The organism is Streptomyces abikoensis (genome assembly GCF_014648775.1).
In the GTDB taxonomy this organism is placed as follows: Bacteria; Actinomycetota; Actinomycetes; order Streptomycetales; family Streptomycetaceae; genus Streptomyces; species Streptomyces abikoensis.
In genome coordinates, this window is the sequence record NZ_BMRT01000005.1 from 376,276 (window position 1) to 401,897 (window position 25,622).

A 25,622-nucleotide genomic window follows, 5' to 3' on the forward strand; every position below is an offset into this window, starting at 1 on the left:
CGTAGCTCAGCGGACCGCTCCCGGCCGGGCTGACATGACCGTGGACCGTCAGCTCTTCCGCAGCGGGGCGTCAGTGGGACGCGAAAGAGTACGGTCATGGCGATTTCCATCGAAACCACGGGCATGTTCACCGACGAGCCTCGTCACGGCGGTAAGAAGGCCGTCATCACCGGCGGAACCATGGGCACGGGGCTGGCCATCGCCAGACGCCTCGTCGCGGGCGGGGCGGAGGTGTTATTGACCGGCCTGAGAGACGCGCACCTGCTGCGGGCCCAGGAGGAGCTCGGCGCCCGGGCCCATGTCGTCCGCTCCGACGCCACCAGCCTCGACGACATCGCCGCGCTGGGCGCGACGGCCGAGGAGGTCCTCGGCCATGTCGACTACCTCTTCGTCAACGCCGGGGTCGCGGAGCTCGGCCCGGTCGCGGAGGTCACCGAGGAGTCCTACGACCGGCAGTTCGGGGTCAACGCCAAGGGGGCGTTCTTCACGGCGCAGCGGATGATCCCGCTGCTGCGCGAGGGCGGGGCGATCGTGTTCACCACGAGCGTCGCGGACTCCATGGGGGCGCCCGGCATGGGCGTCTACGCGGGCTCGAAGGCCGCCGTGTGGGCGTTCGCCCAGGTGCTGGCCGCCGAGCTGGCCGGGCAGGGCATCCGGGTCAACGCCGTGAGCCCCGGCTTCATCGACACCCCCACCATGGGCGTGGCCGCCCTGTCCGACGAGGAGCGGCTGCACTTCAGGGAGCTGGGCGACGCCAGCACGCCGATGCGGCGGCACGGTTCGGCCGACGAGGTGGCGCGGGCCGCGCTGTTCCTGGCCGCCGAGGCGACGTTCACCACCGGCGTGAAGCTGCCGGTGGACGGCGGGCTGGCGCAGAGCGTCGTCGCCGTGCTCCCGGCCGGGTAGCGAGAGCCGGCCAGCGACGGCCGGGGCGCGGGGAATCACCCGCCGTACGGGCGGGTCGCGCGGGCCTCGCGCAGGGAGACGGCCCACCAGGAGAGCTGGTCCAGCATCACCTTCGCGGCACCGGCGGCCAACTGGCCCGCCTCCTCGTCCAGGTGGCGGCCCGAGGCGTCCAGCTTCCCCCAGGGGCTGTGGAAGCTGACGGTCTCGCGGATGGTGACGGCGTGCAGTTCGGCGAAGACGGGGCGCAGGTGCTCGACCGCGCGCAGGCCGCCGGAGAGACCGCCGTAGGAGACGAAGGCGACCGGCTTTGCCTGCCACTGGGTGTAGTGCCAGTCGATGAGGTTCTTCAGGGACGCCGGGTAGCTGTGGTTGTACTCGGGCGTGATGACGACGAAGGCGTCGGCCGCCGCCAGCCGGGGGGTCACTGCGGCGAGCACGGCGGCGACCTCGGGGCCCGGGTCCTTGGACAGGCTGACGGGGAGCGGGTGTTCGGCGAGATCGATGACGTCGACGTCGATGTCGTCGCGCCGTGCGGTCTGGTCGGCGAGCCACTCGGCGACCGTGGGACCGAACCGGCCCTCACGGGTGGAGGCGACGACGACGGCGAGGCGGTAGGGGGTCTCGGACATGACGGGTCCTCTTCTCTGCGGTTCGGCTGATTGCCCGGTGGGGGCAGGGCCCTTCGGGCCGCTGGGAAGAAGCCTCTTACCTCAAGCATGCTTGAGGTCAAGCGCGGATTTCCGGGCAACCGCACCGCGCGAACGGACGGCTCAGAAGACGTCCGGGCACCACGGCCGCCGGGCCGTGCGCAGCATCAGCTCGGCGCGCGCCACCGCGCCCGGCCGCTCCTCGGCGACCCGGCCCAGCGCGGCCAGCCGTACGACGGACTCGTCGCCCAGGTACAGGGTGCCCAGGTCGCGCGCGGCGAGGGCGAGATCGGCCGGGCGCCTCGTGGCCGCGCAGCGGGCGCCGTCCGGCCCGGCCTCCAGCAGGAAGCGCCCGCCCGCGTAGCCGTCCGGGTCGGCGACCTCGACGACCAGCGTGCCGGGGTGGGCGTACGTCCGGGCCTCCAGCAGGGCCGGCACGTCCAGCGGGCGCAGCCACAGGAGGTCGGCGTGCGTGGTGACCTTGGCGGCGCGCGGGTCGGGCAGCAGCAGGGGGAGCAGGTCGTCGGGGGCGCGGAAGCCGGAGCGGACGGTGGTGATCCAGTCGACCGACAGCAGGAAGTGCCACAGGGCCCGTTCGGCCTCGGTGCTCACCGCGATCAGGTCGAGCACGGAGGCGGTGCCGTGCGGGCGCTTGGCCTCCCAGGTGTCCTGGGCGGTGTAGGCGAGGAGGCCGTCGACAGCGCCGTCGGGGGCGCGGTAGAGGACGTAGAACGGCTCGGTCCACGGCCGGCCGGCCGGGCGGAGATCGCCCGTGGCCCGTCGCCACCAGCGCTCGTCGCGGTCGACGAAGCCGGGCCGCGTGGCGCGCAGCCGCTCGTGGAGGGCGGGGCCGAGCTCGCGCGCCGTGCCGGGGTCCACGAAGTCGACGCGCCCGCCGTCCGTGGGCCCCGCGTAGCGGCGGTCCAGGCCGGCACGGGCCACGTCCACCTCCCACTCGGTGGTCCAGGAGGCGGGACCGAAGCCGTACCGGCCGTAGATGAGCCACTCGGCGGCGATCAGCGTCGCCGCCGCGTCGCCGCGCTCCTTGGCGAGCCGCAGGTCGTTCGCCATCATCCGGCCGAGCAGCCCGCGCCGGCGGTGGGTGGGCGAGACGGACACGTTGGAGACGGCGTCGGCCGCCACGGACGCCCCGCCCGGCACGGTGAGCCGCTGCGCGAAGCTGCGGAAGGCCGCCACACAGCGCCCACCATCGAAGGCCCCCTGCGTGCGGTCGAGATCCATGCCGGCACGACGTATCTCGACCTCCTCCTTGGAGGCCACGGGGGGCCGGAGGAAACCGGTGTGCATGGCGCGCGTCCAGGCCGGGACGTCGTCGTCGCCGATGGTACGGATCTCGATGCCGGTGCTCGCGGTCATGCGAGCACGCTAGGGGCGGGCCGGGGCGCGGCGCACGCGGTTTCCTACGACCGTCAACGATCCGGAACAGGACCTGCCCAGACGGAAGGACCCGCTCAGGGGAAGGACCCTCAGCGGGCGGTACCGGCGTCCGCGCCCCGCGCGCGTCAGAAGGCCGCGCGGATCTCCCCGACCCGCTGCCCGCCGCCCAGCAGCGGCGCCTCGGCGATCCGGGCCAGGACGGGCGACTCGACGCCCAGCAGCGCCAGAGCACGGGCCAGCACGGGCCCCATGGCACGCGCCGCGCCATCGTCGATCTTGAAGGCCAGCGCCCGGCCGTCCGGCAGGGCCAGGGCCTGCACGGCCTCGGCACCCATCTTCGACAGCGCGCCCGGCACCTCGCGCATGATCCAGGTGTCGGGACGGCGGGTGCCCGCGACGTACTCGGGGTGGGCGCGCATCGCGTCGGCCACCGCGCGCTCCGGCGTGCCCGGCGCGGCCAGCACGAAGGAGCGGAACGCCCGGGCCAGCCCGGTCAGCGAGAGCGCCATCAGGGGCGCGCCGCAGCCGTCCGTGCCGACGTGGTGCACGGGCTCGCCGGTCACCGTCTCGACGACGTCGAGGACCAGCCGCTGGAGGGGGTGGGCGGGGTCGAGGTAGGTCTCGGTGGGCCAGCCGTTGGCCGCGCAGGCGGCGATCATGGCCGCGTGCTTGCCGGAGCAGTTCATGGTGACCTTGTGGCGGGCCAGGCCCGAGGCCAGGTACGCCTCCGCCTCGACCGGGTCCAGCGGCAGGTCGGGCGGGGTCTGGAGGTCCTCCTCGGAGAGGCCGAACTCACCGAGCATGGTCCGCGCCAGCTCCAGATGGAACGTTTCTCCGGAGTGGCTCGCCGCCGCCAGCGCCAGCCGCTCCCCGGAGAGCTCCAGCCCGGCGCGGAGCACGGCGGCCGCCTGCATCGGCTTGTTGGCGGAGCGCGGGTAGACAGGGGCCGCGGGGTCGCCGAGCGCGAGCTCGACGCTGCCGTCGGCGGCCAGCAGCACCAGCGAGCCGCGGTGCACGCCCTCGACGAAGCCGGAGCGGACGACCTCGGCGAGGACCGGGGACAGCCGGGATATGCCGATCCGCGCGGCGGTGGCGTCAAGGGTCGAGGAGGTCATCGTCGGCCTTCCGGGGGGTGGGGGGTGGTGGTCACAGGCCCGCCCCGGTGGTCCGTGGATGTCACACGGTGGTCCGCTGGTCTCACCCGGCGGTCCGTGGGTGTCACACGATCACGAGAGCAGGTCGTCCACTTGTGCTTCCCCTTCACGGTACCTGCGTGCGATCTCGGCGCTGCAATCGTCCGTGGTGCGCTGCAGTCCCTGACGGCGCAGGGACACCTGCCGCTCGTACGCCACCAGCCGGCCCATACCGGCCCGTAGCTCCCCGTCCGTCCGGGCGCCCAGGTCGGACAGCTCGACCTCCGACAGCATGTCCTCCGCCAGCCGCCGGTACTCCTCCCCGCGCGGGGTGCCCAGCGTCACGTGGCGGGCCGAGGAACGGTGGGTGGACGGGCCGTCCGCGAGGATCTCCGAGAGCCGCTCCACCAGCAGCCGCTCCACCAGCGGGGAACCCGGCGTCGCCCGGCGCGCCAGCTCCGCCCGAAGGATGTCGATGCGGCCCTGGAGGAGCCGCCGCACATAGCTGAGGTCCGCCTCGTCGCGCCGGGCGTCCCGGCGCATCGCGCGCAGCTCGTTCAGCCGCAGCTCGTTCAGCCGCCGCCCGGGGACGTCCGCCTGCCGCCCGGAGCGCTGGCTCGGCGGTCTGGCCTGCAAGCTGTCCACTGCCGTCAGGTCCTTCAAGTCCTTGAGCCGCTTGAGCTCTTCGAGGTCCGTGAGGTCCTTGGTGAGGCCCTCCGTGAGGTCCTTCGTCATGCGGTTCCGTCCCCTCGGGCGGCGGTGCGCGGCACGGATCGCCTTGCCGATGGCCGCGAAGAGCACCGCCTTGCACGCATCGTGCCACCCGGTGCGCCCGGTGCGCAGGGCCTCTCCGCCCGAACGGACCTGAATGGGCGCAGGGCATCATGGTCCGTATGCGTGCTGTGGTGCAGAGGGTGGACGGGGCGAGCGTCGCCGTGGACGGCCGGGTGGTCGGCGAGATCGTCGGCGAGGGCCTGTGCGTGCTGGTCGGGGTGACGCACGAGGACACGCCGGAGCGCTGCGCGCAGCTGGCACGGAAGCTGTGGAGCCTGCGGATCCTGGCGGACGAGAAGTCCTGTTCGGACGTGGGGGCGCCGCTCCTGGTGATCTCGCAGTTCACCCTCTACGGTGACGCCCGCAAGGGGCGCCGCCCCACGTGGAACGCGGCGGCCCCGGGCCCGGTCGCGGAGCCCCTCGTCGACGAGGTGGTGGCCCAGCTGCGGGCGCTGGGGGCGCGGGTGGAGACGGGGGTGTTCGGGGCGGACATGAAGGTGTCGCTGACGAACAACGGGCCGTTCACGGTGCTGGTGGAGGTCTGAGGACCACCCGGCACGGGGCTACGCGCGGAGCGCGAAGAACATCAGCCCGCCCACCTCGCGCCACCGCTCCACGATGTCGGCCCGGTGCTCCAGCACGTCCGAGATGTGCTGCATGCCGAAGAAGCCCGCGACGAGCGAGCGCGCGGCGGCCGCCGGATCGACGCCCTCGCGCAGCCGGCCCTCGTCGCGCGCGGCCGTCAGCAGCCCGGTGAGCAGCTCGGTCCAGTCGACGTAGGGCGTGGGGAGCGTGGCGTCGATCTCCGGGCGTTCGAGCTGGAGCCGGGCGCCCGCCTGGACGACGACGTCGTCGCGGAAGGCGACGGCCGCCCGGTTCAGCATCTCGGCGGCGGTGTCCAGCGGGGCCAGGCCCTCCTCCCGGATCTCCTCCAGCAGTTCGGGCCAGCGGGCGTAGTGGTGCTCGACGACGGCGACGGCGAGCGACTCCTTGGACGGGTAGTGGAAGTACACCGCGCCCTTGGTCATCTCCACCCGGTCCGCCACGTCCTTGACGGAGGTGTGCCGGAAGCCGCGCGCGGCGAAGAGCTCGGCGGCCGCGCGCAGGACGAGGGCCTTGGTGCGGATCGACCGGTCCTGCTTGGGGGCGGGCCCCCGGGCACAGTCGATCGTCCGGGCCGGGAACGCGGTCGCCGAGGTGCACGCCGCCGGATCGTTCGCCTCGTTCACCATGAGCGGCAATATACCTTCGAGTAGGTATATTTCCGCCTCCGGGGCGGGACAGGACCCGGAGGGCCCGAAAGCCCTCACGGCACCCTCACGGCACGAGAACATACGGCGTGGTCGTCCCCAGCGCCACGAACCCCAGCCGCTCCAGGATCGGCCGGCTCATCGCCGACGCGTCGACGTGCAGATGGCGGTAGCCGTGCTCGGCCGCCAGCCGCGCCCGGTGGTGGACGAGCGCGCGGTAGATCCCCCGCCCCCGCCACTCCGGCGCGGTACCGCCGCCCCACAGGCTCACGAAGGACGTCCCGGGGTGGAGTTCCATCCGCGCCGCGCTCACCGGAACGTCCCCGTCCATGGCGACGACCGCGAGCGGAACGTCCGAGTCCAGCTGGTCGAGGAGCAGCTTCCGGTGCTGCTCCCGGGACTCGCCGAACGCCCGCTCCTGGGCGGCCACCGCCAGGTCGACGCCGGCCGCGTCGGTGACGGGGAGCAGCCGGATCCCCTCCGGGGGCCCGGAGCCGGCCGGGAGGTCCGCGACGGCGGCGACCATCAGCGTCTCCGTGGGCTCGGCCGTGAAACCGGCCGCCCGCAGCCTGCGCGGCAGGTCGGCCGGCAGGTCGTGGCCGTACAGCTTCCACTCGAACTCGCGGCCGAGCGCGGCGAAGTACGCCACCTGTTCGGCGATGGCGGCGTCCGCCGTGTCCTCGTCGAGGTCCGACCAGACGACGCCGTTCCAGCCGTCGGCGTCCGCGCCGACGTGCCGGACGACCTTGCCGGTGCGCTCGACCCGGGCGCCGGGTCCGTCGGCCCGGACGCCCTCCCGCATCTCACGGTCGTAGAGCGGCAGGAGCGCCGCCACCGTGTCCTTGTCCATCCGCACACCCCAGCACCGGCCGGGGCGGGCGGCAACGGAATTACCGCCGGAGCGCGGCCCGTCAGACCTTCGGCTGCGTGAAGCGGATGCGGTTGCCGAACGGGTCGCGCAGCCCGCAGTCGATCCCGTAGGGGCGCTCGGTCGGCGGCTCGGTGAACTCGACGCCCTTGGCCAGCAGCGTCTCGTAGGTCTTGTGGCAGTCCGGCGTGGTGAGGATGAGCCAGCCGGCCATCGCGCCCTTGGTGACCAGGTCGCGCACCTGCGCGGCCGTCTCGTCGGACATCATCGGCCCGCCCGGCTGCTCCAGCAGGATCTGGCGGCCGGCGTCACCGGGGACGCCGACGGTCAGCCAGCGCATGAAGCCCAGGGGGATGTCGGCGGTGATCTCCAGGCCCAGCTTGCCGACGTAGAAGTCGAGGGCCTCGTCCTGGTCGAGGACGTAAATCTGCGAGTGCGTGATGGCGTTGAACATGAGGGAAACGTTATTCGGCCAGGCGCCCGAAAACTTATCCAAAACTGCTCTCTACGAGCCCTTACGAGCCGGGCCGGATCCACGCCATGGCGAAGCAGGTGGGCACGTGCTGCGCGACCGCCTGCTTGCGGTAATCACGGGGTGACATGCCGACGATGTCCCGGAACGTCCGGCTGAACGTCCCGGGACTGCCGAAACCGACCTCGAAGCAGATGTCCGTGACCGCGCGCCCGGTCTCGCGCAGCAGGAACATCGCCCGCTCGACGCGGCGCCGCTGGAGGTAGCGGTGCGGGGTCTCCCCGAACGTCGCGCGGAAGGTACGGCTGAAATGCGCCTCGGACACATGGGCGATACGGGCGAGGGCGGGGACGTCCAGGGGCTCCGCGTAGGCGCGGTCCATGGCGTCCCGCGCCCGCAGCATCCGGCGGTTGGTGTCCTCGACGGCGGCACGGTTCACACCGCTCATCCCACCATATGGCGGGCGTGGAAACGCAGGTCAGCGCTGTGGGAGCGTCCCTATGACCACGGTGGCGCCCAGGTCCTCGCAGTGGACGACCGCCGTCTCCAGCCCGCCGCGCGCGAACGTCCGGGCCGTGCGGGGCGCCTGCCGCTCGCTCGTCTCCATCAGCAGGTGCCCGCCGGGCGCCAGCCAGCGCGCGGCCCCGGCGGCCACGCGCCGCTGGACATCGAGCCCGTCCGGGCCGCCGTCCAGCGCCACCCGCGCCTCGTGGACCCGCGCCTCGGCGGGCAGCAGCCCGATGGCGTCGGTGGGAACGTAGGGGGCGTTGGCGAGCAGGACGTCGACACGGCCGCGGAGCGCGGCGGGCAGCGGCGCGTACAGATCGCCCTCCAGGACCCGCCCGCCGGACGCGGCGACGTTGCGGCGCGCGCACCGCACGGCGGCGGGGTCGATGTCGGCGGCGTACAGCTCGACGCCCGTCCCCGCCCCAGCCTCCCCCACCCCGGCCACCAGCGCCGCGCCCAGCGCACCGGACCCGCAGCACAGGTCCACGGCGACCACGTCCGGCCCACGGCGCAGGGCACGGCTGACGGCCTGCTGGACGAGGAATTCGGTACGCCGGCGCGGTACGAAGACACCGGGGTCGACCGCGATCCGCAGGCCGCGGAACTCGGCCCAGCCGACGACGTGTTCGAGCGGATGCCCGGCCGCCCGCCGGTCCACCATGGCGTGGAGCTCGTCCGGCGAGCCCGCCGCGGAGAGGATCAGTTCCGCCTCGTCCTCGGCGAAGACGCAACCGGCGGCGCGCAGCGTGGAGATGACGGCATTACGGAAGGAAAAAAGTCGCAGAGCCGCGGAAGCGGCGAAAGAAACCGACACGGGAGCCTTTCGGGGTACGAAGGGCGCCCTCCCGGTCCACCTAGACCGGCACGACCACGACGTCGCGGGACGAGAGCACCCGACCTGACACAGCGTTGATCGGTCTCACCTCCTTCTGTCCGGGCCCACTTCACGGGGCCCCTGTTTCTTGCAGGAGTGATGGTAACCCCTCCCGGTGCGCCGCTTCCGGGCCGCCCTCCGCTCAGGCCGGGGTGTAGGCGCGGGTCGCGACGTGGTCCTGGACGAGGCGGGTGAAGGCGCGGGTGGCGGCGGACCGGTAGGCGCCCTCGCGGGTGAGGAGGGCGACGGTGCGGGTGGGCAGGGGCGGGTCGAGGGGGACGGGGGTGAGGTGGGGGTGGTCGTGGGTGATGGCGTCGGGGAGGACGGTGGCCAGGGGGGCGCGCCGGACGATCTCGGTGAGGGCCTGGATGGAGTTGGCCTCCACGGCGATGCGCGGTTGGACCCGGTGGCGGGCGAAGTAGGCGTCGATGTGGCCCCGGGTGGCGAAGTCGGCGCTGAGCAGGGCGAGCTGCTGCCGTTCGAGGGCCTGGACGGGCAGGGGCTCATAGCCGGTGGCGGTGGGGGCGTGCTGTGCCGCGGTGACGAGACCGAGGGTCTCGGTGAACAGCGGGGTGGCGGTGATGCCGGGCGGGTGGGGCCCGGCGAAGGCGATGCCGAGGTCGATCTCGTCACCGGCCAGACCGGCCTCGATACGGTCCTGGGTCGCTTCGGTGACGGTCAGGGTGATGCCCGGATGGCGGGCGTGGAGCTCGGCGACGACCGGGCCGACGAGGTAGGCGGTGAACGTCGGCGTGACCGCGAGGCGGAGGTGGCCGCGGGAGAGGTCCTGCATGTCGTGGACGGCGCGTTCGGCGGCGGCGAGGTCGCGCAGCGCCCGGCGGGCGTGTTCGACGTAGACCGTGCCCGCGTCGGTGGGCCGTACGGTCCGGCCGGTGCGGTCCAGCAGTTGCACGCCCACCGTGCGCTCCAGCTGTTTGATCTGCTGGGAGAGGGTGGGCTGGGAGATGTGGAGCTCTTCGGCGGCGCGGGTGAAGTTCCCGTGCTCCGCGACGGCGAGCAGATAGCGCAGGTGACGCAGTTCCAGGGCGGCCATGGGGCTCACTATAGACAGCGCTATAGACAGCACCAATAGCTCCCATGGAGAGCAACTCTTGGACTCTATAGGTGCAGCTCATGCATGGTGGATCTCGCCGGGCCCCACGGGCTCGACGGCTACCGAAGGGAGTGACCCATGCAGGACCTCACCGAGGGCGTCGCGCGGTTCCAGCGCGAGGTCTTCCCGGCCAAGGCGGACCTCTTCACCCACCTGGCCACGCATCACACGCCGCACACGCTGTTCATCGGCTGCTCGGACGCCCGCGTCGTCCCCGAGCTGATCACCCAGGGCGAGCCCGGCGAGCTGTTTGTCATCCGCACCGCCGGAAACCTCGTTCCCGCCTACACGCCCGGCGCGAACGGGGTCACGGCCAGCATCGAGTACGCCGTCGCCGTGCTGGGCGTCACCGACATCGTGGTGTGCGGGCACTCCGCCTGCGGCGCGATGACCGCCCTGGCCGAAGGCCACGACCTGTCCGGCGCGCCGGTGGTCGCCGACTGGCTGCGGCACGCGGACGCCGCCGTGGCCCGCACCGCCGGCATGGCGACCGGCCCGGAGAAGACCGGCGCCCTGGTCCACCAGAACGTGTACGCGCAGCTGACGAACCTGACCACCCACCCCTCCGTCGCCCGGGCGCTGGCGGAGAAGAAGGTGGCGCTGCACGGCTGGGTCTTCGACATCGCCACCGGGCGCGTCGAAGCCCTCGACGTCACCGGCGCGGGCACCGCCCTCGCGTCCTGACGCGGGACCCGTCCCGAATCCCACTCCGGACCATCCCGGACCACCCCACCCCAAAAAAGGAGCCCCTCTCATGGTGCACGCCCAGTTCGACCCGACCGCCCGCGAAGCCCTGGCCAACGCCGCTGTCGAGGCCAAGACCCGCAAGAACCTGACCTGGCAGCAGATCGCCGACGCCTCCGGCCTGTCGGTCGCCTTCACCACCGCCGCCGTCCTCGGCCAGCACCCCCTGCCGGAGCAGTCCGCCAAGGCCGTCGCCGAGCTGCTCGGCCTGGACGAGGACGCGGCGCTGCTCCTGCAGACCATCCCGACCCGCGGCTCGATCCCCGGCGGCATCCCCACCGACCCGACGATCTACCGCTTCTACGAGATGCTCCAGGTCTACGGCACCACCCTCAAGGCCCTGGTCCACGAGGAGTTCGGTGACGGGATCATCTCCGCGATCAACTTCAAGCTGGACGTGAAGAAGGTCGCCGACCCCGAGGGCGGCGAGCGCGCCGTCATCACCCTGGACGGCAAGTACCTGCCGACCAAGCCGTTCTGACCGCCAGGGGCGGGGCCCACCGGCCCCGCCCCTCCCCTCCTCACCCCTCCCGCTCACCGGAAAGGCCCGTTCATGGACTTCATCCAGCGCACCATCGACCTCGCCCGGCAGAACGTCGCCGAAGGCGGCCGCCCGTTCGCGACGGTCATCGTCAAGGACGGGGAGATCCTCGCCGAGAGCGCGAACAAGGTCGCCCAGACCGACGACCCCACCGCCCACGCCGAGATCCTCGCCATCCGCGAGGCGTGCGTGAAGCTCGGCACCGAGCACCTGACCGGCACCACCATCTACGTCCTCGCCCACCCCTGCCCGATGTGCCTGGGCTCCCTCTACTACTGCTCCCCGGACGAGGTCGTCTTCCTCACCACCCGCGACGCCTACGAACCGCACTACGTCGACGACCGCAAGTACTTCGAGCTGAACACCTTCTACGAGGAGTTCGGCAAGAACTGGGACCAGCGCCGGCTGCCCATGCGCCACGAGCCCCGCGAGGACGCCGTCGAGGTCTACCGCTTCTGGCAGGAGCGCAACGGCGGCGAACGCCACGTGGCCGGCGCCTAGCGCCACTCCCCGACTGGCGGAAAACTATTGCAAGCATCCGCTTGCAATAGTTAGCAAGCTGCGGCACCATCGGCACCATGGCATCACTCAACGTCGGCAATCTCGGCGAGTACCTCCGCGAGCAGCGGCGCACCGCGCAGCTGACGCTGCGGCAGCTCGCGGAAGCCGCCGGAGTGTCCAATCCGTACCTCAGTCAGATCGAGCGCGGCCTGCGCAAGCCGAGCGCCGAGATCCTGCAGCAGCTGGCCAAGGCGCTGCGGATCTCCGCGGAGACGCTGTACGTGCAGGCCGGGATGCTCGACCAGCGGGACCGGGAAGAGGCGGAGGTCCGCAGCGTGATCCTCGCCGACCCCTCGATCAACGAGCGGCAGAAGCAGGTGCTGCTCCAGATCTACGAGTCCTTCCGCAAGGAGAACGCCCTCGCCACACCCGGAACCGCTCCCGAACAGAGCGGTCCGGGCGGGACGAGCGGCGGCACGGGCAAGACGGACGACGACCAGAGCAACCCTTCGAGCTGATCGGGAGACCCTTCGCCATGGCCCTCACTCAGGACATCCGCAAGACGGCCACCGACACCCTCTACGCCACCGCCGGCGCCGCGGACCTCGCGGCGGAGAAGGTGGGGCAGCTCGTCGCCGAGGCCCCCGGCCGTTTCGAGCAGCTGCGCAACACCGACCCCAAGGAGCTGGGCGGGCGGGTGAAGCAGCAGGCCAAGGAGGTGCAGACGCAGGTGACCGCCAAGGTCACCGAGTTCGTCGGTACCGTCGACACCGACGCCAAGAAGCTCGGCCAGAAGGCCCAGGACCTGGCGCTCCAGGGCGTGGGGCAGGTCGTCGCGGTGGCGGCCCAGGCCGGTGAGCAGTTCGAGAAGCTGGCCGAGCGCGGGCGCACGGCCGTGAAGACCTGGCGCGGCGAGGCCGCCGAGGGGTTCTCCGAGATCGCCGTCGCCGTGGAGCCGGGCAGCAGCGAGGGGAACAGCGGCGCCGCCGCCAAGGACGACCAGCCTGCCGCCGCCGCGGAAGGATCGGACGGCTCGGACGACGCGTCCAAGCCCGCCGCCCGCCGGACCGCCGCCCGCAAGCCCGCCGCCGCGAAGAAGGCGGACACCAAGGCCGGTGAAGACGCCTAGGCCGCCCGCGCCGCAGCACGCAGCGCGCGGAACGATCCGGGCACGGACCACCTGCCCGGATCGTTCTCCGGGTACGGTGGGCAACGGACGCACTGAGAGGTGGGCGGCATGCTGGTGGAAGGCTTCGGCGAGGTCCTGTCCTGGGTGTCGATCGGGCTGCTGGTCTTCACGGTCGTCGCCTTCGTCGACGCGGCCGTCCGCCGGGAGGACGCCTACCGCGCGGCGGACAAGCAGTCCAAGGGCTTCTGGCTGATCATCCTCGGTATCGCGATCGCCGTGAACCTCTTCTTCGGCATCCTGAACTTCCTGCCGATCCTCGGCCTGATCGCCACGATCGTCTACATGGTCGACGTGCGCCCCGCCCTGCGGCAGGTCTCCGGCCGGGGCGGCCCGCGCCGCCGGGGCTCCAGCTCGGACGGCCCGTACGGCCCGTACAACGGCGGCCGCTGACCCCGGAGGCGCCCGGAAGTACTCGGGAAAGCCCGGCCGCGCCTATCCCCTGGCGAGCAGCATCACCGCGAGGTCGTCCGTCAGGTCACCGCCGTTGAGCGCCCGTACCTCCGCCACGAGAGCCTCCAGCAGGTCCTCCCCGGTCAGCCCCTCCTTCAGCCGGCGGGCGACCAGTTCGATCATCCCCTCCTGGCCCAGCCGCCGGGTGCCCGCGCCCACCCGGCCCTCGACCAGGCCGTCCGTGTACATCATCAGGCTCCACTCCGCCCCCAGCCGGATCTCGCGGTACGGCCAGCGCGCGGCGGACAGCAGCCCCAGCGCCGGGCCGCCGCCCTCCTGCGGCAGCAGGGCCGGGGCGTGCCCGGGGCGTACGAGCAGGGGTGCCGGGTGCCCGGCGAGGCAGAGCGCGGCCGAGCGCCCGCCCGGGGCGATGTCCACCATGCACAGGGTCGCGAAGACCTCCTCGTCCGCCCGCTCGTACTCGAGCACCCGCTGGAGGGTGACCAGCAGCTCGTCGCCGCACAGCCCGGCGAGCGTCAGCGCCCGCCACGCCATGCGCAGCTCGACGCCGAGCGCCGCCTCGTCGGGGCCGTGCCCGCAGACGTCGCCGATCACCGCGTGGACCGTGCCGTCGGCGGTGCGGACCGTGTCGTAGAAGTCCCCGCCGAGCAGGGCGCGGCTGCGGCCGGGCCGGTAGCGGGCGGCGAAGCGCAGCTCGGAGCCGGCCAGCAGCGGATGGGGCAGCAGGCCTCGCTCCAGCCGGGCGTTCTCCTGCGCCCGCAGCCGGGTCTCGGTGAGCTGCCGCCGGTCGAAGTCGGCGCGCTTGCGCTCGACGGCGTAGCGGATGGCCCGGGTGAGCACCCGGCCGTCCAGCTCGTCGCGGAAGAGGTAGTCCTGCGCGCCGACCCGGACCGCCTCCGCCGCCCGCGCGGCGTCGGTCTCGGCGGTCAGCGCCAGGACGGCCCGATGGGGTGCCAGGCGCAGCACCTGGCGCAGGGTGTCGAGCTCGTGGCCGCCCCCGGGGGCGTAGGCCCGGGAGGGGAGGGCGAGGTCGAGGAGGATGCACTGCACGTCGTCGGTGAGCAGCCGCTCCGCCTCGGTGAGGTTGCGGGCGGTCCGGATGCGCACGGGCCCCTCGGCCGTGCCGGTCATCTCCGCCATGCGGGGGCCGGACAGCGCCCCGCCGGGGGCGTCCTCGATCACCAGCAGCGTCAGCCCGCCGTCGGGCGGCACGGCGGGCGGCTCCGCCGGCCAGGGCGCGGATACGGGCATCGCTTCGGTCCTTCCTCCCCCGGCCACCACGAGGGGGTGCCCCCGCCCGGGGGCGCGGCACCTCGCCGACAGACGAGTACAGAACGTGACCCTAGCGCCAGAGCCCGCCCGAGCGGAATGGTACGCAGCCACCCGCCTCCGTCATATGCCTTACGGGTGACGGGAGTTGACGCCCGCGCGAGGACAAGCGGACCGTCCTACGAGCTGATGGTCGAGCCACCGCCGGGCGCCCGGACGGGCCCGTCGACACCCCGGCGTACGGCCCGGCTCCCTTCACCACCCCGCCGTCGCTACCCCGGCCGTACGACCCCCAGCACCGGCATCGAGCCCGCGCCCGTGATGGTCACCTGCCGGCCCGGCCGCGGCGCGTGGACGATCCGGCCGTCGCCGATGTACATGCCCACGTGGCTGGCGTCCGCGTAGTAGATGACCAGGTCGCCGGGGCGCATGTCCTTGACGTCGACCTTGGGCAGCTGCCGCCACTGCTCCTGAGAGGTGCGGGGGATGGCCCGGCCCGCCGCCGCCCAGGCCTTGAGGGTGAGGCCGGAGCAGTCGTAGGTGTCCGGTCCCTCCGCGCCCCAGACGTAGTCCTTGCCGATCTGTGCGGTCGCGAAGTCGATCGCGCGGGCGGCGTCGCCGGACGCCGCGACGGAGCCCCGGCCGGTGAGCCACTTGGCGGCGTCCGAGGCGAGCCAGCGGTCCTGGGCCTGCCGGGCCCGCTCCTCCTCCAGCAGCCGAAGTCTCTCCTTCTCCTGGTCCGCGAGTCGTGATTCCAGCTGCTTGGCGGTATCGAGCCGCTCCTGGATCTCCTTCTTCGCGGCTTCGCGCTTCTTCTTCTCCGCGTCCAGCGTCTTCCGGCGCTCGTCCGCGGCCTGGGTGTAGCGCTCCAGGTCCGCCTTCGCGGCCGTGACCTCCGTCAGCATCCGGCGGGTGGCCTGCTCGCCCTTGCGGGCGAGGGAGACGTTGCCGAGGAAGGAGTCGGGGGAACCGCTGAGGAAGAGCTGCGTCCGGTTGAAGCCACCGCTGCGGTACTGGGCGCGGGCCAGGGCGCCCGCCTGGGCCCGCAGCGTGTCCATGCGCTTCCGGGCCGCCTCCAGCCGCTGGGTGAGCTCCGCGACCGACTTCTCCTGGAGGCGCAGCTGCTCACCGGCGGCGTTGTAGGCGTCGGTGGCGGTCTCGGCCTTGCGGTAGAGCTCCTCGACCTCCTTGTGGATGGCCTCCAGGCGCCGGGTGGCGTCGTCCGCCGCGGCACCCCCACCGGTGGCCGAGGACGTCGGGCCCGGGGTCGGCCCGGGCGCCGCGTACGTCACGCCGGGCGCGCCCAGCACCGCCAGCCCGGCCGCGCACACGAGCGCCGTCGCCACCGCCAAGCGCCGCCCACCGCTCGTACGGTCATCGTTTCGCCTGTCCGGACGCCCCACCGGCCACCTCCGCACCTTCACCCCCATGCCTGACATACCGTCACGCGAGGTTCGGATGCTGCCATGCCTGGCGTCAAATCGACAGAGATCTGCGTCACACTGCACAAGGAACCGGACCCTCGTGCGGGCAACCGCCCTGACGGGTGAGGTTCACCCTCCGTTCACTCTCACCCATCGACCGCTTCACCTGATCTGCCTAATTTCGCCGAGTAGAGGGTGCGGGCAGGACCGCTCGTACCGACACCTCTCGCACGCCGCCCCAGCGGCGGCTCCCGGAAGGAACTCCCGAAAGTGAAGCTTCAGCGCAAGAACCGGCTTCGCACCGTCGCTCTCGGCGCCATCGCCGTCTCGAGCGCCCTGGTGCTCACGGCGTGCGGCTCGGACGACAACAGCGGCGGCGGCTCCACGGGCGGCGGCGACTCCACCAAGGCGGCGGGCAACATCAAGTGCGAGGGCAAGGGCCAGCTGCTGGCCTCCGGCTCCTCCGCGCAGAAGAACGCCATGGACCTGTGGGTCAAGAACTACTCGGCGGCCTGCAAGGACACCCAGATCAACTACAAGGCCACGGGTTCCGGCGCCGGCGTCCAGGAGTTCCTCCAGGGCAAGACGGCCTTCGCGGGCTCCGACTCGGCGCTGAAGCCGGAGGAGGTCACCAAGTCCAAGGAGGTCGTCAAGGGCGGCCAGGGCATCAACCTCCCCATGGTCGGCGGCCCCATCGCCATCGGCTACAACGTCCCGGGCGTGGACAGCCTGGTCCTCGACGCCGACACCCTCGCCAAGATCTTCGACGGCAAGATCGAGAAGTGGAACGACGAGGCGATCGCCAAGCTCAACAAGGACGCCAAGCTCCCCGACCTGAAGATCCAGGCGTTCCACCGCTCCGACGAGTCCGGCACCACGGACAACTTCACCAAGTACCTCAAGGCCGCCGCGCCCTCCTCCTGGTCGTACGAGCCCGCCAAGGCGTGGAAGGCCAAGGGCGGCCAGTCGGCCGACGGCTCCGCGGGTGTCTCCTCGCAGGTCAAGCAGACCTCCGGCGCCATCTCCTACTTCGAGCTGTCCTACGCCACCGCCAACAGCATCAAGACGGTGAAGCTCAACACCGGCGCCGCCGCCCCGGTCGAGGCCACCTCGGACAACGCCTCCAAGGCGATCGCCGAGGCCAAGATCGTCGGCTCCGGCTCGGACCTGGCCCTGAAGCTCAACTACGCCACCAAGGCCGAGGGCGCCTACCCGATCACCCTGGTCACGTACGAGATCGTCGGTGACAAGGGCAACAAGGCCGAGACCCTCCCGGCCACCAAGTCCTTCCTGACCTACATCGCGAGCGAGGACGGCCAGTCGGTCCTCAAGGGCCTCGGCTACGCCCCGCTGCCCACCGAGATCGCCAAGAAGGTCCGCGAGGCCGTCGCCTCCCTCTCCTGACCTGACCTGGTTTGTGGGCAGGCGTTCCGCAGGGCGGAACGGGTGGGCACAAACCGCCCACCGGGGCGCACCCGCCCCCGAGCCCCGCCCGCCCCATCCGGTGCACCGCCGCACCAGGGCGCGCTGGCGCCGACCCGGCCCGACCGGGCCGAGCAACCCGGGAAGGCCCGGCGCCAGCCGCCCCGCAGACCGGAGAAACCCATGGAAATAACCTCAGCCACACCCCCCGGCCCACCGCCCCCGCGGAAAACCTCCCGCGCCGGTGACCGGATCTTCCTCGGCCTCTCCCGGGGATCCGGGATCCTGCTCCTGGTGATCATGGCCGCCATCGCGGTCTTCCTCACCGTGCGGGCGACCAGCGCCCTCTCCAAGAACGAGGGCGACTTCTTCACCACCTTCGAGTGGGCCGCCAACTCCACGCCGCCGAAGTTCGGCATCGCGGTCCTGGCGTTCGGCACGGTCGTCAGCTCGCTCATCGCGATGCTCATCGCCGTGCCCGTGGCCATCGGCATCGCGCTGTTCATCTCGCACTACGCGCCGCGCAAGCTCGCCGCGCCGCTGAGCTACGTCATCGACCTGCTCGCGGCCGTCCCCTCGATCGTCTACGGCCTGTGGGGCGCCCTCTTCCTGGTGCCGCACCTCGGCGGGCTCTACACCTGGCTGAACGACTACTTCGGCTGGACCGGGATCTTCGCCTACCAGGGCGGCGCCGCCCGCTCGCTCTTCACCATCGGCATCCTGCTGGCGATCATGATCCTGCCGATCGTCACCAGCGTCAGCCGCGAGGTCTTCCTCCAGGCCCCGAAGATGCACGAGGAGGCCGCGCTCGCACTCGGCGCGACCCGCTGGGAAGTCATCCGGATGTCCGTCCTCCCCTTCGGCCGCTCCGGTGTCATCAGCGCCTCGATGCTGGGCCTGGGCCGCGCCCTCGGCGAGACGATGGCCGTCGCCACCGTCCTCTCCCCCAGCTTCACCATCGGCAAGAGCCTGCTCGACCCGGGCGGCGGAACGTTCGCCCAGAACATCGCGAGCAGCTTCAAGGAGTCCGGTGAGATCGGCAAGGACGCCCTGATCGCCTCCGGTCTCGTCCTCTTCGTCCTGACCCTGCTGGTCAACGGCGCAGCCCGGCTGATCATCGCCCGCCGCAAGGAGTACACGGCATGAGCGACGTGACCATGGACAGCACGGTCGTCGCCGACAGCACGCCCCTCCCCTCGTACACGCTGCGCCAGCCCCGCCTGCCGCGCTGGGCACCCGCCGCCCTCGCGGCCGCCGCGGTCGCCATCGGCGTCGGCATCGGCCTGGGCGCGGGCCTCGGCAGCCGCATCCAGTGGGGCCTGATCGCGGCGGTGGTCTTCGTCGCCGGGATGTTCGCCCTGGCGGCCCGCGTCGAGGGCCTCCGGCAGGCCAAGGACCGTCTCGCCACCAGCATGGTGTGGGTCTGCTTCCTGCTCGCGGTCGTCCCGCTGGTCTCGCTGATCTGGGAGACGGTCTCGCGCGGCGCGAAGGTCCTCGACGGGAACTTCCTCTCCCACTCCATGGCCGGCGTCCTGACCATCCAGCCCGGCGGCGGCGTCTACCACGCCGTCATCGGCACCCTGGAGCAGGTCGGCATCGCCACCGCCATCGCGGCCCCCATCGGCCTGCTGACGGCGATCTACCTGGTCGAGTACGGCCGCGGCAAGCTCGCGAAGGCCGTCACGTTCTTCGTGGACGTCATGACGGGCATCCCGTCGATCGTCGCGGGCCTGTTCGTCCTCAGCTTCTGGATCCTGATGATGGACAACGGCTACTCCGGCTTCGCCGGGTCGATGGCCCTGGCCATCCTGATGATGCCGGTCGTCGTCCGCTCCACGGAGGAGATGCTCAAGCTCGTCCCCAACGAGCTGCGCGAGGCCTCCTACGCCCTGGGCGTGCCCAAGTGGCGCACGATCCTCAAGGTGGTCCTGCCCACCGCGATCGGCGGCATCGCCACCGGTGTGATGCTCTCGGTCGCCCGGATCGCCGGTGAGTCCGCCCCGATCGTCCTCCTGGTCTTCGGCTCCCAGGTGATCAACAACAACCCCTTCGAAGGCGCCCAGTCCTCGCTGCCGTACTACATCTACGAGCAGTGGGCGGCCGGCAACGAGGCCAGCTACGACCGCGCCTGGGCCGCGGCCCTGGTCCTCATCGCCTTCGTCATGATCCTCAACCTGGTGGCCCGCGGCATCGCCCGCTGGAAGGCCCCCAAGGCCGGCCGCTGACGCGGACGCGTTTTTACGAAAGAAGTAGTGATCCCATGGCCAAGCGAATCGACGTCAGCGGCCTGAACGCCTACTACGGCACCCACAAGGCCATCGAGGACATCTCGATGACCGTGGAGCCCCGCTCCGTGACGGCCTTCATCGGCCCCTCCGGCTGCGGCAAGTCCACCTTCCTGCGCACCCTCAACCGGATGCACGAGGTCACCCCCGGCGGCCGGGTCGAGGGCAAGGTGATGCTGGACGACGAGAACCTGTACGGCTCCGGGGTCGACCCGGTGGCCGTGCGCCGCACGGTCGGCATGGTCTTCCAGCGCCCGAACCCCTTCCCGACCATGTCCATCTACGAGAACGTGGTCGCCGGCGTCCGCCTCAACGGCGGCCGGTACCGCAAGTCCGAGCTGGACGGGATCGTCGAGAAGTCCCTCAAGGGCGCCAACCTCTGGAACGAGGTCAAGGACCGCCTCAACAAGCCGGGCGCCGGCCTCTCCGGCGGTCAGCAGCAGCGCCTGTGCATCGCCCGGGCCATCGCGGTCGAGCCGCAGGTCCTGCTGATGGACGAGCCCTGCTCGGCGCTCGACCCGATCTCCACGCTCGCCATCGAGGACCTCATCGGCGAGCTGAAGGAACGGTTCACGATCGTCATCGTGACCCACAACATGCAGCAGGCGGCCCGGGTCTCCGACCGCACCGCCTTCTTCAACCTGGCGGGCGTCGGCCAGCCGGGCAAGCTGATCGAGATCGACGACACGGAGCGCATCTTCTCCAACCCGTCGGTCCAGGCCACGGAGGACTACATCTCGGGCCGCTTCGGGTAAGGGAGCGCCCCGAAGGGGCGCGGGGCTGTGTTCTCCGGGGGACACCCCCGGACCCCCGGGCGCGACCAGCCACAGACGACCCGCACCCGCATACAAGCCGCCTCGCGGTGCTGCATGGCGGTGCCACCGCAAGGCAAAGGGCCCGCCCCCTGTTCGTACCAGGGGGCGGGCCCTTACTCGTCCGGCGAAAGGGTCACCCGAACGCGAGATTGACCACCCAGTAAGCCAGCGCAGCGACAAGCGCCGCGGCCGGCATCGTGATGAACCACCCAAGAATGATGTTCTTGGCGACACCCCACCGCACCGCGTTGACCCGCTTCGTCGCACCCACACCCATGATGGCCGAGGTGATGACGTGCGTCGTCGAGATCGGCGCGTGGAACATGAACGCGGTCGTGAACATCACGGACGCGCCGGTCGTCTCCGCCGCGAAACCCTGCGGCGGGTCCAGCTCGATGATCTTCCGGCCCAGCGTCCGCATGATGCGCCAGCCACCCGCGTACGTACCCAGCGAGAGCATGATCGCGCAGGCGAGCTTGACCCACACCGGGATCGCGTCGCCCTTGCTCTGCACATCACCGATGACCAGGGCCATCATCACGATGCCCATGGTCTTCTGGGCGTCCTGCAGACCGTGGCCGAGCGCCATGCCGGCGGCCGAGACGGTCTGCGCGATGCGGAAGCCGCGCTTGGCCTTGTGCGGGTTGGCCCGCCGGAACATCCACATGATCGCGACCATCACCAGATAGCCGAGGATCAGGCCGACGAACGGCGAGAGGAACATCGGGACGACGATCTTATCGATGACGCCCGTCCAGATGACGGTCGTGCCGCCCGCGAGCGCCGCGCCCACCATGCCGCCGAAGAGGGCGTGCGAGGAGGACGAGGGCAGACCGAAGTACCAGGTGATCAGGTTCCAGGCGATCGCGCCGATGAGGGCCGCGAAGAGGATGCCCATCCCCTTGTCGCCCGTCGGCGTCTCGATCAGGCCCTCGCTGACCGTCTTGGCCACGCCGCTGCCCAGGAAGGCACCGGCGAGGTTCATCACGGCCGCCATCGCGAGGGCCGCGCGCGGGGTCAGCGCCCGCGTGGAGACCGAGGTGGCGATGGCGTTCGCGGAGTCGTGGAAGCCGTTCGTATAGGTGAATCCGAGCGCGACCGCGATGGTCACGACAAGTGCAAACGTATCCACCGGAGGTCAGGACTCCTTGACCGCGATGGTCTCGACGGTATTCGCCACGTGCTCGAAAGCGTCGGCGGCCTCCTCGAGCACATCCACGATCTGCTTGAGCTTGAGCACCTCGATGGCGTCGTACTTGCCGTTGAAGAGGTGCGCGAGCAGCTTGCGGTGGATCTGGTCGGCCTGGTTCTCGAGACGGTTGACCTCGATCCAGTACTCGGTCAGGTTGGTCATCGTCCGCAGGTTCGGCATCGCCTCGGCGGTCAGCTCCGCCGCCCGCGCGAGGACCTCGATCTGCTGCTCGACGCCCTTCGGCAGCTCCTCGACCTGGTAGAGGACGACCAGATCGACGGCCTCCTCCATGAAGTCCATGATGTCGTCGAGCGAACCGGCGAGAGCGTAGATGTCCTCGCGGTCGAACGGCGTGATGAAGGAGGAGTTCAGCTGGTGGAAGATCGCGTGGGTCGCGTCATCCCCGGCGTGCTCCGCTGCCCGCATCCGTTCGGCGATCTCGGCCCGGGCGGAGGCATCCGCTCCGAGCAGTTCCATCAGGAGCTTGGAGCCCGTGACGATGTTGTCCGCGGAGGCGGCGAACATGTCGTAGAAGCTCGTCTCCCTGGGGGTCAGACGAAAGCGCACGTGGGATCCTCGGGGTGCAGCGGATTCGGTCTCGTTGATGCTAGGCGCATCATCCGGCCACAGCTAACTGGCATTCCCTCAGTGTCGCCCATCGGGCAGAGTGCTCATGAAGGCGGTACGGGCCTCCGGCGGTGAATTTGGGTACGATATACCCGCTGGGGGTATACAAACGGGTGAGGAACGGCAGGACGCCGACAAGCGTGACATCAACCCGCCCCCCGCTGATGACCAGCGCGGACGCGTCGGCGGAACGCCGGAGGACGCCATGACGGCCAGGGAGGCCACAGTGACCAGTGCCACTGAACCGGTCGGGGCTGAACCGGTAGGGGCGCCCTGCCACGGCGACGAGGCCCCTGCGGGCCCGCACGGCTACAGCAAGCAGAAGGACCAGCACCTCAAGCGGCTGCGCCGGATCGAGGGCCAGATCCGCGGCCTCCAGCGCATGGTCGAGGAGGACGTCTACTGCATCGACATACTCACGCAGGTGTCGGCGAGCACCAAGGCCCTCCAGTCCTTCGCCCTCCAGCTCCTCCAGGAGCACCTCCGCCACTGCGTGGCCGACGCGGCCCTCAAGGGCGGCTCGGAGATCGACGCGAAGGTGGAGGAGGCCAGCGCCGCCATCGCGCGGCTACTGCGCACCTGACGCCTGGCCGGGGCCGGCGGAGCCGGCGGGATTCCCCGACTCCGTCCGCCGTACGGGCCGGACGACGCGGAGAACCTCATCGATCCGGTCGACGCTGAGCCGCTCCTCGTCCGCCATGGACGCCGCGATCATCAATTCACCGTAGAGATCGATCTCGATGAGGGCCACGGGGTCCGGCCCGCCGCACAAACCGCGTCGCGGAACCACGCGATTCACCTCCTCGGGTCCTCGGGGGCTTCGGGACTCACCGGCCTAGGCCGTCAGGTCACCGCTTTCCAGCGTAGTGATCGGTACACACGCCGCGCATGGCACAGATGGACCATTTCCAGGGCCAACCATGTCCTCCCGCGTTATTTCTGTGGCGAAGCGACCGTGCCCGCATAGATTTCGGCGGGCGCGGGAAGCCAGATGTCCGGGCGGAATCCAAAGGAGCCGAGCTCGACGGTCGACACCACCGTCATCGGGGCGGCCGGCGCCGCGCTCTGCCGCTGGTAGGCGGGTGGCCCGGCAAGGCCCGCGCCGGGTGAACCGCCCGGGGAGCCTCCGTCCGACGAGCCGCCGGCCAACGGGCCCCCGACCGATGAGCCGCCGGGAGAGAACGTCGCGGGGGCCGTGGCGATCCCCGTCCCGCTCACCGGGCCACCCGTCTCACCCAGCGGGCCACGCGTCTCGCCCACCGGCGCACGTCCGCCGGCCCGTGCGTCCCGCGCCCCGACCCCGAAGCGGTACCGCAGCACCCGCGGCCGCCCCGCCTCGTCCAGATAGGCGTCGAACGCGACCGTCCCACTGGAGAACCCTTTCGCCGCGGCTGCCAGCGCGGCCCGGTCCCGTTCGGGCGCGGCGCGCGCGGCCCGGTCGAGATCGATCGTCCCCCAGTAGTGCCCCACGCGCGTGTCGCCGATCCACTCGTCCCGTACGTACGCCACCTCGCGCGCCCCGCCGAGCAGCTCGGCCGCCGCGAGGGGGTCGGTGGCACCGCTCGTGAGCAGATCGCCGTCCGGGAGGGCACCCGTGTCGAGCCGGACCCATTTGCCGGCGGGAACACCCGCGCCCCGGTTCTTCATATACAGCGCGCCCGGCGTGAAGACCTCCGTGATCGCCCGGCGGCCGACGCTCCCGTCGGCGCCCTCGGGCAGCGTCACGGTGAGCCGCCCCACCGGGCGGGTGAAGTCGTAGCCGCCCTTGCCCCGGATCGTCAGCCGCGTCCCACCACTGACGGTCTCCATGGACGTCCGCACCCTGGCGCCACCGGCCCGGACCAGGGCCTCGGGGGCGTGCCGCACGACGGCGAGCGCCCGCGCGGGATCCACTCCCACCGGGCCCTCCAGCTGCGCCTGCCGGACCTGACCGCTCGCCGCGTGCCACAGGCCCTTGCCGTCCTGGCCCCGCTCGGCGGGCCCGCCCTGCTCGGCGCAGCCGGAGACGGCGAACACCCCGAGGGCGATGCCGCCCGCCAGCGCGGCGGCCACGATCGCGCCTCCGCGTCTGCGTCCCTGCACCGCCATGGCCGTAAGCCCCCTGCCGCACGCTAGTGGAACCCGCTTCTTCCAACGACCGCCCCGGGGAGGTCGTCACGGCCGGGTACCGTGGTCACGTGTCCGATCCCGCTGACCACATCATCAGTACGAGCGAACGGGGCTCGTTCTGCACGGCTCGCTGCACCTGCGGCTGGTACGGCCCGGCCCGCCGAGCCCGCTCCCTGGCGAGAGAGGACGCGGAGAAGCACGTAACGGCCACGTCCGACGCGGCTCAGTAGCGCCCCGAAGGGGCGCGGGACAGTGTCGCTATACGGCTACCGCCGCGTGGGCGCGACCAGCCACGACGCACCCGCAGATGGCGTACGGCTTCCGGCGAAGCGCTACGCGGCCAGGTCGCGGTCCTGGACCCGCAGCTCATGCCCGGCCCCACCGGCATCGCCGACGGTCGCGGCCGGCACGATGGGCGCGGGCGCGTCACCCGCCCGCACGAGCCACCCGGCTCGCCGCGTCCCCGCAACCCACCGCGTCAACGGCGTGAGCAGCATCATCGCCAACGGGGCGAGAAGCAGCGTGACGGCCGTCCCGAGCGCCAGCCCGCCGACGACGTCCGTTGGGTAATGCACGCCCATGTAAACCCGGCAGAATCCCTCAAGCAGGGCGAGCCCGATGCCGATGAGCCCGTACTTCCGGTTGGCCACGAACAGTCCGACGCCGAGCGCCATCGTGAGCGTGGCGTGGTCGCTGACGAAGGAGAAGTCCGTCTTCCCCTTGACCAGCACCTCCAGGCCCTGGTGGTCGAGGAAGGGCCGGGGCCGGCGGACGAATCCCCGGATGGGCACGTTGATCAGCAGGGCGATCCCGGCCGCCAGCGGCGACCACAGCAGCGCGGCCGTCCCGGCCGGGGCGTCCTTGCTCTTGCGAACGCTCCACCAGGCGCACAGCATCAGCACGGCGAGGCCGAAGAGGATGCCGTATTCGCCCAGGAATTCCATGGTGCGGTCGGCCCAGTTGGGTGCGTCCTTGGCGATGCCGTTGATGTCGTAGAGCAGGCTGACGTCGGGGTTGGTCTCGCCCCCGGCCAGCACGGCCACCGGCATGGAGTCTCCCGTCACGAGTCCAGCCATCGCCGCCGCCCCTATCTGTCGCTCGACACCACGCCCAGCCACCGACCCCCGTGGTCCGTGCGCCGCAGCTCGCG

The 25,622-nt window shown here is 71.6% G+C and carries 31 protein-coding genes; 14 read left to right on the top strand and 17 right to left on the bottom strand.

Going from position 1 to position 25,622, the window contains the following annotated elements:
• Positions 1 to 96 precede the first annotated feature (96 nt).
• Positions 97 to 906: an SDR family NAD(P)-dependent oxidoreductase gene (locus tag IE096_RS19595; protein ID WP_229820375.1), complete on the top strand. Its 810-nt coding sequence runs from the start codon at positions 97 to 99 to the stop codon at positions 904 to 906.
• A 35-nt stretch (positions 907 to 941) separates the two neighbouring features.
• Here IE096_RS19595 and IE096_RS19600 read toward each other — a convergent pair whose 3' ends face one another.
• The 4 genes from IE096_RS19600 to IE096_RS19615 all read right to left on the bottom strand — a co-directional run bounded on the left by IE096_RS19600 (position 942) and on the right by IE096_RS19615 (position 4,819).
• Positions 942 to 1,535 (bottom strand): NADPH-dependent FMN reductase, encoded by a 594-nt coding sequence (locus IE096_RS19600; protein ID WP_189453472.1) that lies wholly within the window; start codon positions 1,533 to 1,535, stop codon positions 942 to 944.
• Between the two features lie 141 nt (positions 1,536 to 1,676).
• Entirely contained in the window at positions 1,677 to 2,930 is a 1,254-nt protein-coding gene (locus tag IE096_RS19605) for a GNAT family N-acetyltransferase (protein WP_189453473.1), read from the bottom strand.
• A 146-nt stretch (positions 2,931 to 3,076) separates the two neighbouring features.
• Entirely contained in the window at positions 3,077 to 4,066 is a 990-nt protein-coding gene (locus IE096_RS19610) for an asparaginase (protein WP_189453475.1), read from the bottom strand.
• Positions 4,067 to 4,177: 111 nt separating this feature from the next.
• The gene (locus IE096_RS19615; protein WP_229820377.1) at positions 4,178 to 4,819 is read right to left on the bottom strand and encodes an RsiG family protein; all 642 of its coding nucleotides are present in this window, start codon (positions 4,817 to 4,819) and stop codon (positions 4,178 to 4,180) included.
• Between the two features lie 158 nt (positions 4,820 to 4,977).
• Here IE096_RS19615 and dtd point away from each other — a divergent pair, with 158 nt between their 5' ends.
• Positions 4,978 to 5,403, top strand: a complete 426-nt coding sequence (gene dtd / locus IE096_RS19620) for a D-aminoacyl-tRNA deacylase (protein WP_189453477.1) — start codon at positions 4,978 to 4,980, stop codon at positions 5,401 to 5,403.
• A gap of 18 nt (positions 5,404 to 5,421) precedes the next feature.
• Here the strand turns inward: dtd and IE096_RS19625 are convergent, their stop codons facing one another.
• The 6 genes from IE096_RS19625 to cynR form a co-directional block, all read right to left on the bottom strand.
• A complete protein-coding gene (locus IE096_RS19625; RefSeq protein ID WP_189453479.1) occupies positions 5,422 to 6,090 on the bottom strand; it encodes a ScbR family autoregulator-binding transcription factor in 669 nt (222 codons plus the stop codon).
• 85 nt (positions 6,091 to 6,175) lie between these two features.
• Positions 6,176 to 6,958: a GNAT family N-acetyltransferase gene (locus IE096_RS19630; RefSeq protein WP_189453482.1), complete on the bottom strand. Its 783-nt coding sequence runs from the start codon at positions 6,956 to 6,958 to the stop codon at positions 6,176 to 6,178.
• Between the two features lie 61 nt (positions 6,959 to 7,019).
• The gene (locus tag IE096_RS19635; RefSeq protein WP_126915413.1) at positions 7,020 to 7,430 is read right to left on the bottom strand and encodes a VOC family protein; all 411 of its coding nucleotides are present in this window, start codon (positions 7,428 to 7,430) and stop codon (positions 7,020 to 7,022) included.
• A gap of 61 nt (positions 7,431 to 7,491) precedes the next feature.
• Entirely contained in the window at positions 7,492 to 7,896 is a 405-nt protein-coding gene (locus tag IE096_RS19640; RefSeq protein ID WP_229820378.1) for a helix-turn-helix domain-containing protein, read from the bottom strand.
• 30 nt (positions 7,897 to 7,926) lie between these two features.
• Positions 7,927 to 8,769: a putative protein N(5)-glutamine methyltransferase gene (locus IE096_RS19645; RefSeq protein WP_189453484.1), complete on the bottom strand. Its 843-nt coding sequence runs from the start codon at positions 8,767 to 8,769 to the stop codon at positions 7,927 to 7,929.
• Between the two features lie 202 nt (positions 8,770 to 8,971).
• Positions 8,972 to 9,883, bottom strand: coding sequence for a transcriptional regulator CynR (cynR, locus tag IE096_RS19650; protein WP_189453486.1), 912 nt, complete (start codon positions 9,881 to 9,883; stop codon positions 8,972 to 8,974).
• Between the two features lie 138 nt (positions 9,884 to 10,021).
• Here cynR and IE096_RS19655 point away from each other — a divergent pair, with 138 nt between their 5' ends.
• From IE096_RS19655 to IE096_RS19680, 6 genes are all read left to right on the top strand, one after another.
• Positions 10,022 to 10,627, top strand: a complete 606-nt coding sequence (locus tag IE096_RS19655) for a carbonic anhydrase (RefSeq protein ID WP_189453488.1) — start codon at positions 10,022 to 10,024, stop codon at positions 10,625 to 10,627.
• Between the two features lie 70 nt (positions 10,628 to 10,697).
• Positions 10,698 to 11,168, top strand: coding sequence for a cyanase (gene cynS / locus IE096_RS19660; protein ID WP_189453490.1), 471 nt, complete (start codon positions 10,698 to 10,700; stop codon positions 11,166 to 11,168).
• Between the two features lie 72 nt (positions 11,169 to 11,240).
• Positions 11,241 to 11,729, top strand: coding sequence for a nucleoside deaminase (locus IE096_RS19665; protein WP_189453492.1), 489 nt, complete (start codon positions 11,241 to 11,243; stop codon positions 11,727 to 11,729).
• 77 nt (positions 11,730 to 11,806) lie between these two features.
• On the top strand, positions 11,807 to 12,247 hold the full coding sequence (locus IE096_RS19670) for a helix-turn-helix domain-containing protein (RefSeq protein ID WP_189453495.1): 441 nt from the start codon (positions 11,807 to 11,809) through the stop codon (positions 12,245 to 12,247).
• 17 nt (positions 12,248 to 12,264) lie between these two features.
• Positions 12,265 to 12,858, top strand: a complete 594-nt coding sequence (locus IE096_RS19675) for a hypothetical protein (RefSeq protein WP_189453496.1) — start codon at positions 12,265 to 12,267, stop codon at positions 12,856 to 12,858.
• A 108-nt stretch (positions 12,859 to 12,966) separates the two neighbouring features.
• Positions 12,967 to 13,308 carry a DUF2516 family protein gene (locus IE096_RS19680; RefSeq protein ID WP_189453498.1) on the top strand — a complete coding sequence of 114 codons (342 nt, stop codon included), beginning with the start codon at positions 12,967 to 12,969 and terminating at the stop codon, positions 13,306 to 13,308.
• Between the two features lie 42 nt (positions 13,309 to 13,350).
• Here IE096_RS19680 and IE096_RS19685 read toward each other — a convergent pair whose 3' ends face one another.
• A complete protein-coding gene (locus tag IE096_RS19685) occupies positions 13,351 to 14,580 on the bottom strand; it encodes a PP2C family protein-serine/threonine phosphatase (protein WP_189453501.1) in 1,230 nt (409 codons plus the stop codon).
• 290 nt (positions 14,581 to 14,870) lie between these two features.
• On the bottom strand, positions 14,871 to 15,944 hold the full coding sequence (locus tag IE096_RS19690) for a C40 family peptidase (RefSeq protein ID WP_308430362.1): 1,074 nt from the start codon (positions 15,942 to 15,944) through the stop codon (positions 14,871 to 14,873).
• Between the two features lie 348 nt (positions 15,945 to 16,292).
• Here IE096_RS19690 and pstS point away from each other — a divergent pair, with 348 nt between their 5' ends.
• From pstS to pstB, 4 genes are all read left to right on the top strand, one after another.
• Complete coding sequence (pstS, locus tag IE096_RS19695) at positions 16,293 to 17,426, top strand: phosphate ABC transporter substrate-binding protein PstS (protein ID WP_189453504.1); 1,134 nt, start codon at positions 16,293 to 16,295, stop codon at positions 17,424 to 17,426.
• A gap of 201 nt (positions 17,427 to 17,627) precedes the next feature.
• A complete protein-coding gene (gene pstC / locus IE096_RS19700) occupies positions 17,628 to 18,590 on the top strand; it encodes a phosphate ABC transporter permease subunit PstC (protein WP_189453506.1) in 963 nt (320 codons plus the stop codon).
• Positions 18,591 to 18,601: 11 nt separating this feature from the next.
• On the top strand, positions 18,602 to 19,669 hold the full coding sequence (gene pstA, locus IE096_RS19705) for a phosphate ABC transporter permease PstA (RefSeq protein ID WP_189453612.1): 1,068 nt from the start codon (positions 18,602 to 18,604) through the stop codon (positions 19,667 to 19,669).
• 35 nt (positions 19,670 to 19,704) lie between these two features.
• On the top strand, positions 19,705 to 20,484 hold the full coding sequence (gene pstB / locus IE096_RS19710) for a phosphate ABC transporter ATP-binding protein PstB (RefSeq protein WP_189453508.1): 780 nt from the start codon (positions 19,705 to 19,707) through the stop codon (positions 20,482 to 20,484).
• A gap of 193 nt (positions 20,485 to 20,677) precedes the next feature.
• On the opposite strand, the gene IE096_RS19715 is transcribed toward pstB, so the two are convergent.
• Entirely contained in the window at positions 20,678 to 21,676 is a 999-nt protein-coding gene (locus IE096_RS19715; protein WP_189453510.1) for an inorganic phosphate transporter, read from the bottom strand.
• Positions 21,677 to 21,682: 6 nt separating this feature from the next.
• Complete coding sequence (locus IE096_RS19720; protein ID WP_189453512.1) at positions 21,683 to 22,303, bottom strand: DUF47 domain-containing protein; 621 nt, start codon at positions 22,301 to 22,303, stop codon at positions 21,683 to 21,685.
• Between the two features lie 265 nt (positions 22,304 to 22,568).
• On the opposite strand from IE096_RS19720, the gene IE096_RS19725 reads away from it, so the two are divergent.
• Complete coding sequence (locus IE096_RS19725) at positions 22,569 to 22,946, top strand: metal-sensitive transcriptional regulator (RefSeq protein ID WP_189453514.1); 378 nt, start codon at positions 22,569 to 22,571, stop codon at positions 22,944 to 22,946.
• On the opposite strand, the gene IE096_RS19730 is transcribed toward IE096_RS19725, so the two are convergent.
• Positions 22,932 to 23,153, bottom strand: a complete 222-nt coding sequence (locus IE096_RS19730) for a hypothetical protein (RefSeq protein ID WP_189453627.1) — start codon at positions 23,151 to 23,153, stop codon at positions 22,932 to 22,934. The genes IE096_RS19725 and IE096_RS19730 overlap by 15 nt on opposite strands.
• Before the next feature lie 143 nt (positions 23,154 to 23,296).
• The gene (locus IE096_RS19735; RefSeq protein WP_189453516.1) at positions 23,297 to 24,451 is read right to left on the bottom strand and encodes a hypothetical protein; all 1,155 of its coding nucleotides are present in this window, start codon (positions 24,449 to 24,451) and stop codon (positions 23,297 to 23,299) included.
• Between the two features lie 89 nt (positions 24,452 to 24,540).
• On the opposite strand from IE096_RS19735, the gene IE096_RS19740 reads away from it, so the two are divergent.
• Positions 24,541 to 24,702, top strand: coding sequence for a hypothetical protein (locus tag IE096_RS19740; protein WP_189453518.1), 162 nt, complete (start codon positions 24,541 to 24,543; stop codon positions 24,700 to 24,702).
• A 102-nt stretch (positions 24,703 to 24,804) separates the two neighbouring features.
• On the opposite strand, the gene IE096_RS19745 is transcribed toward IE096_RS19740, so the two are convergent.
• Positions 24,805 to 25,515: a phosphatase PAP2 family protein gene (locus tag IE096_RS19745; RefSeq protein WP_189453613.1), complete on the bottom strand. Its 711-nt coding sequence runs from the start codon at positions 25,513 to 25,515 to the stop codon at positions 24,805 to 24,807.
• Positions 25,516 to 25,622 lie beyond the last annotated feature (107 nt).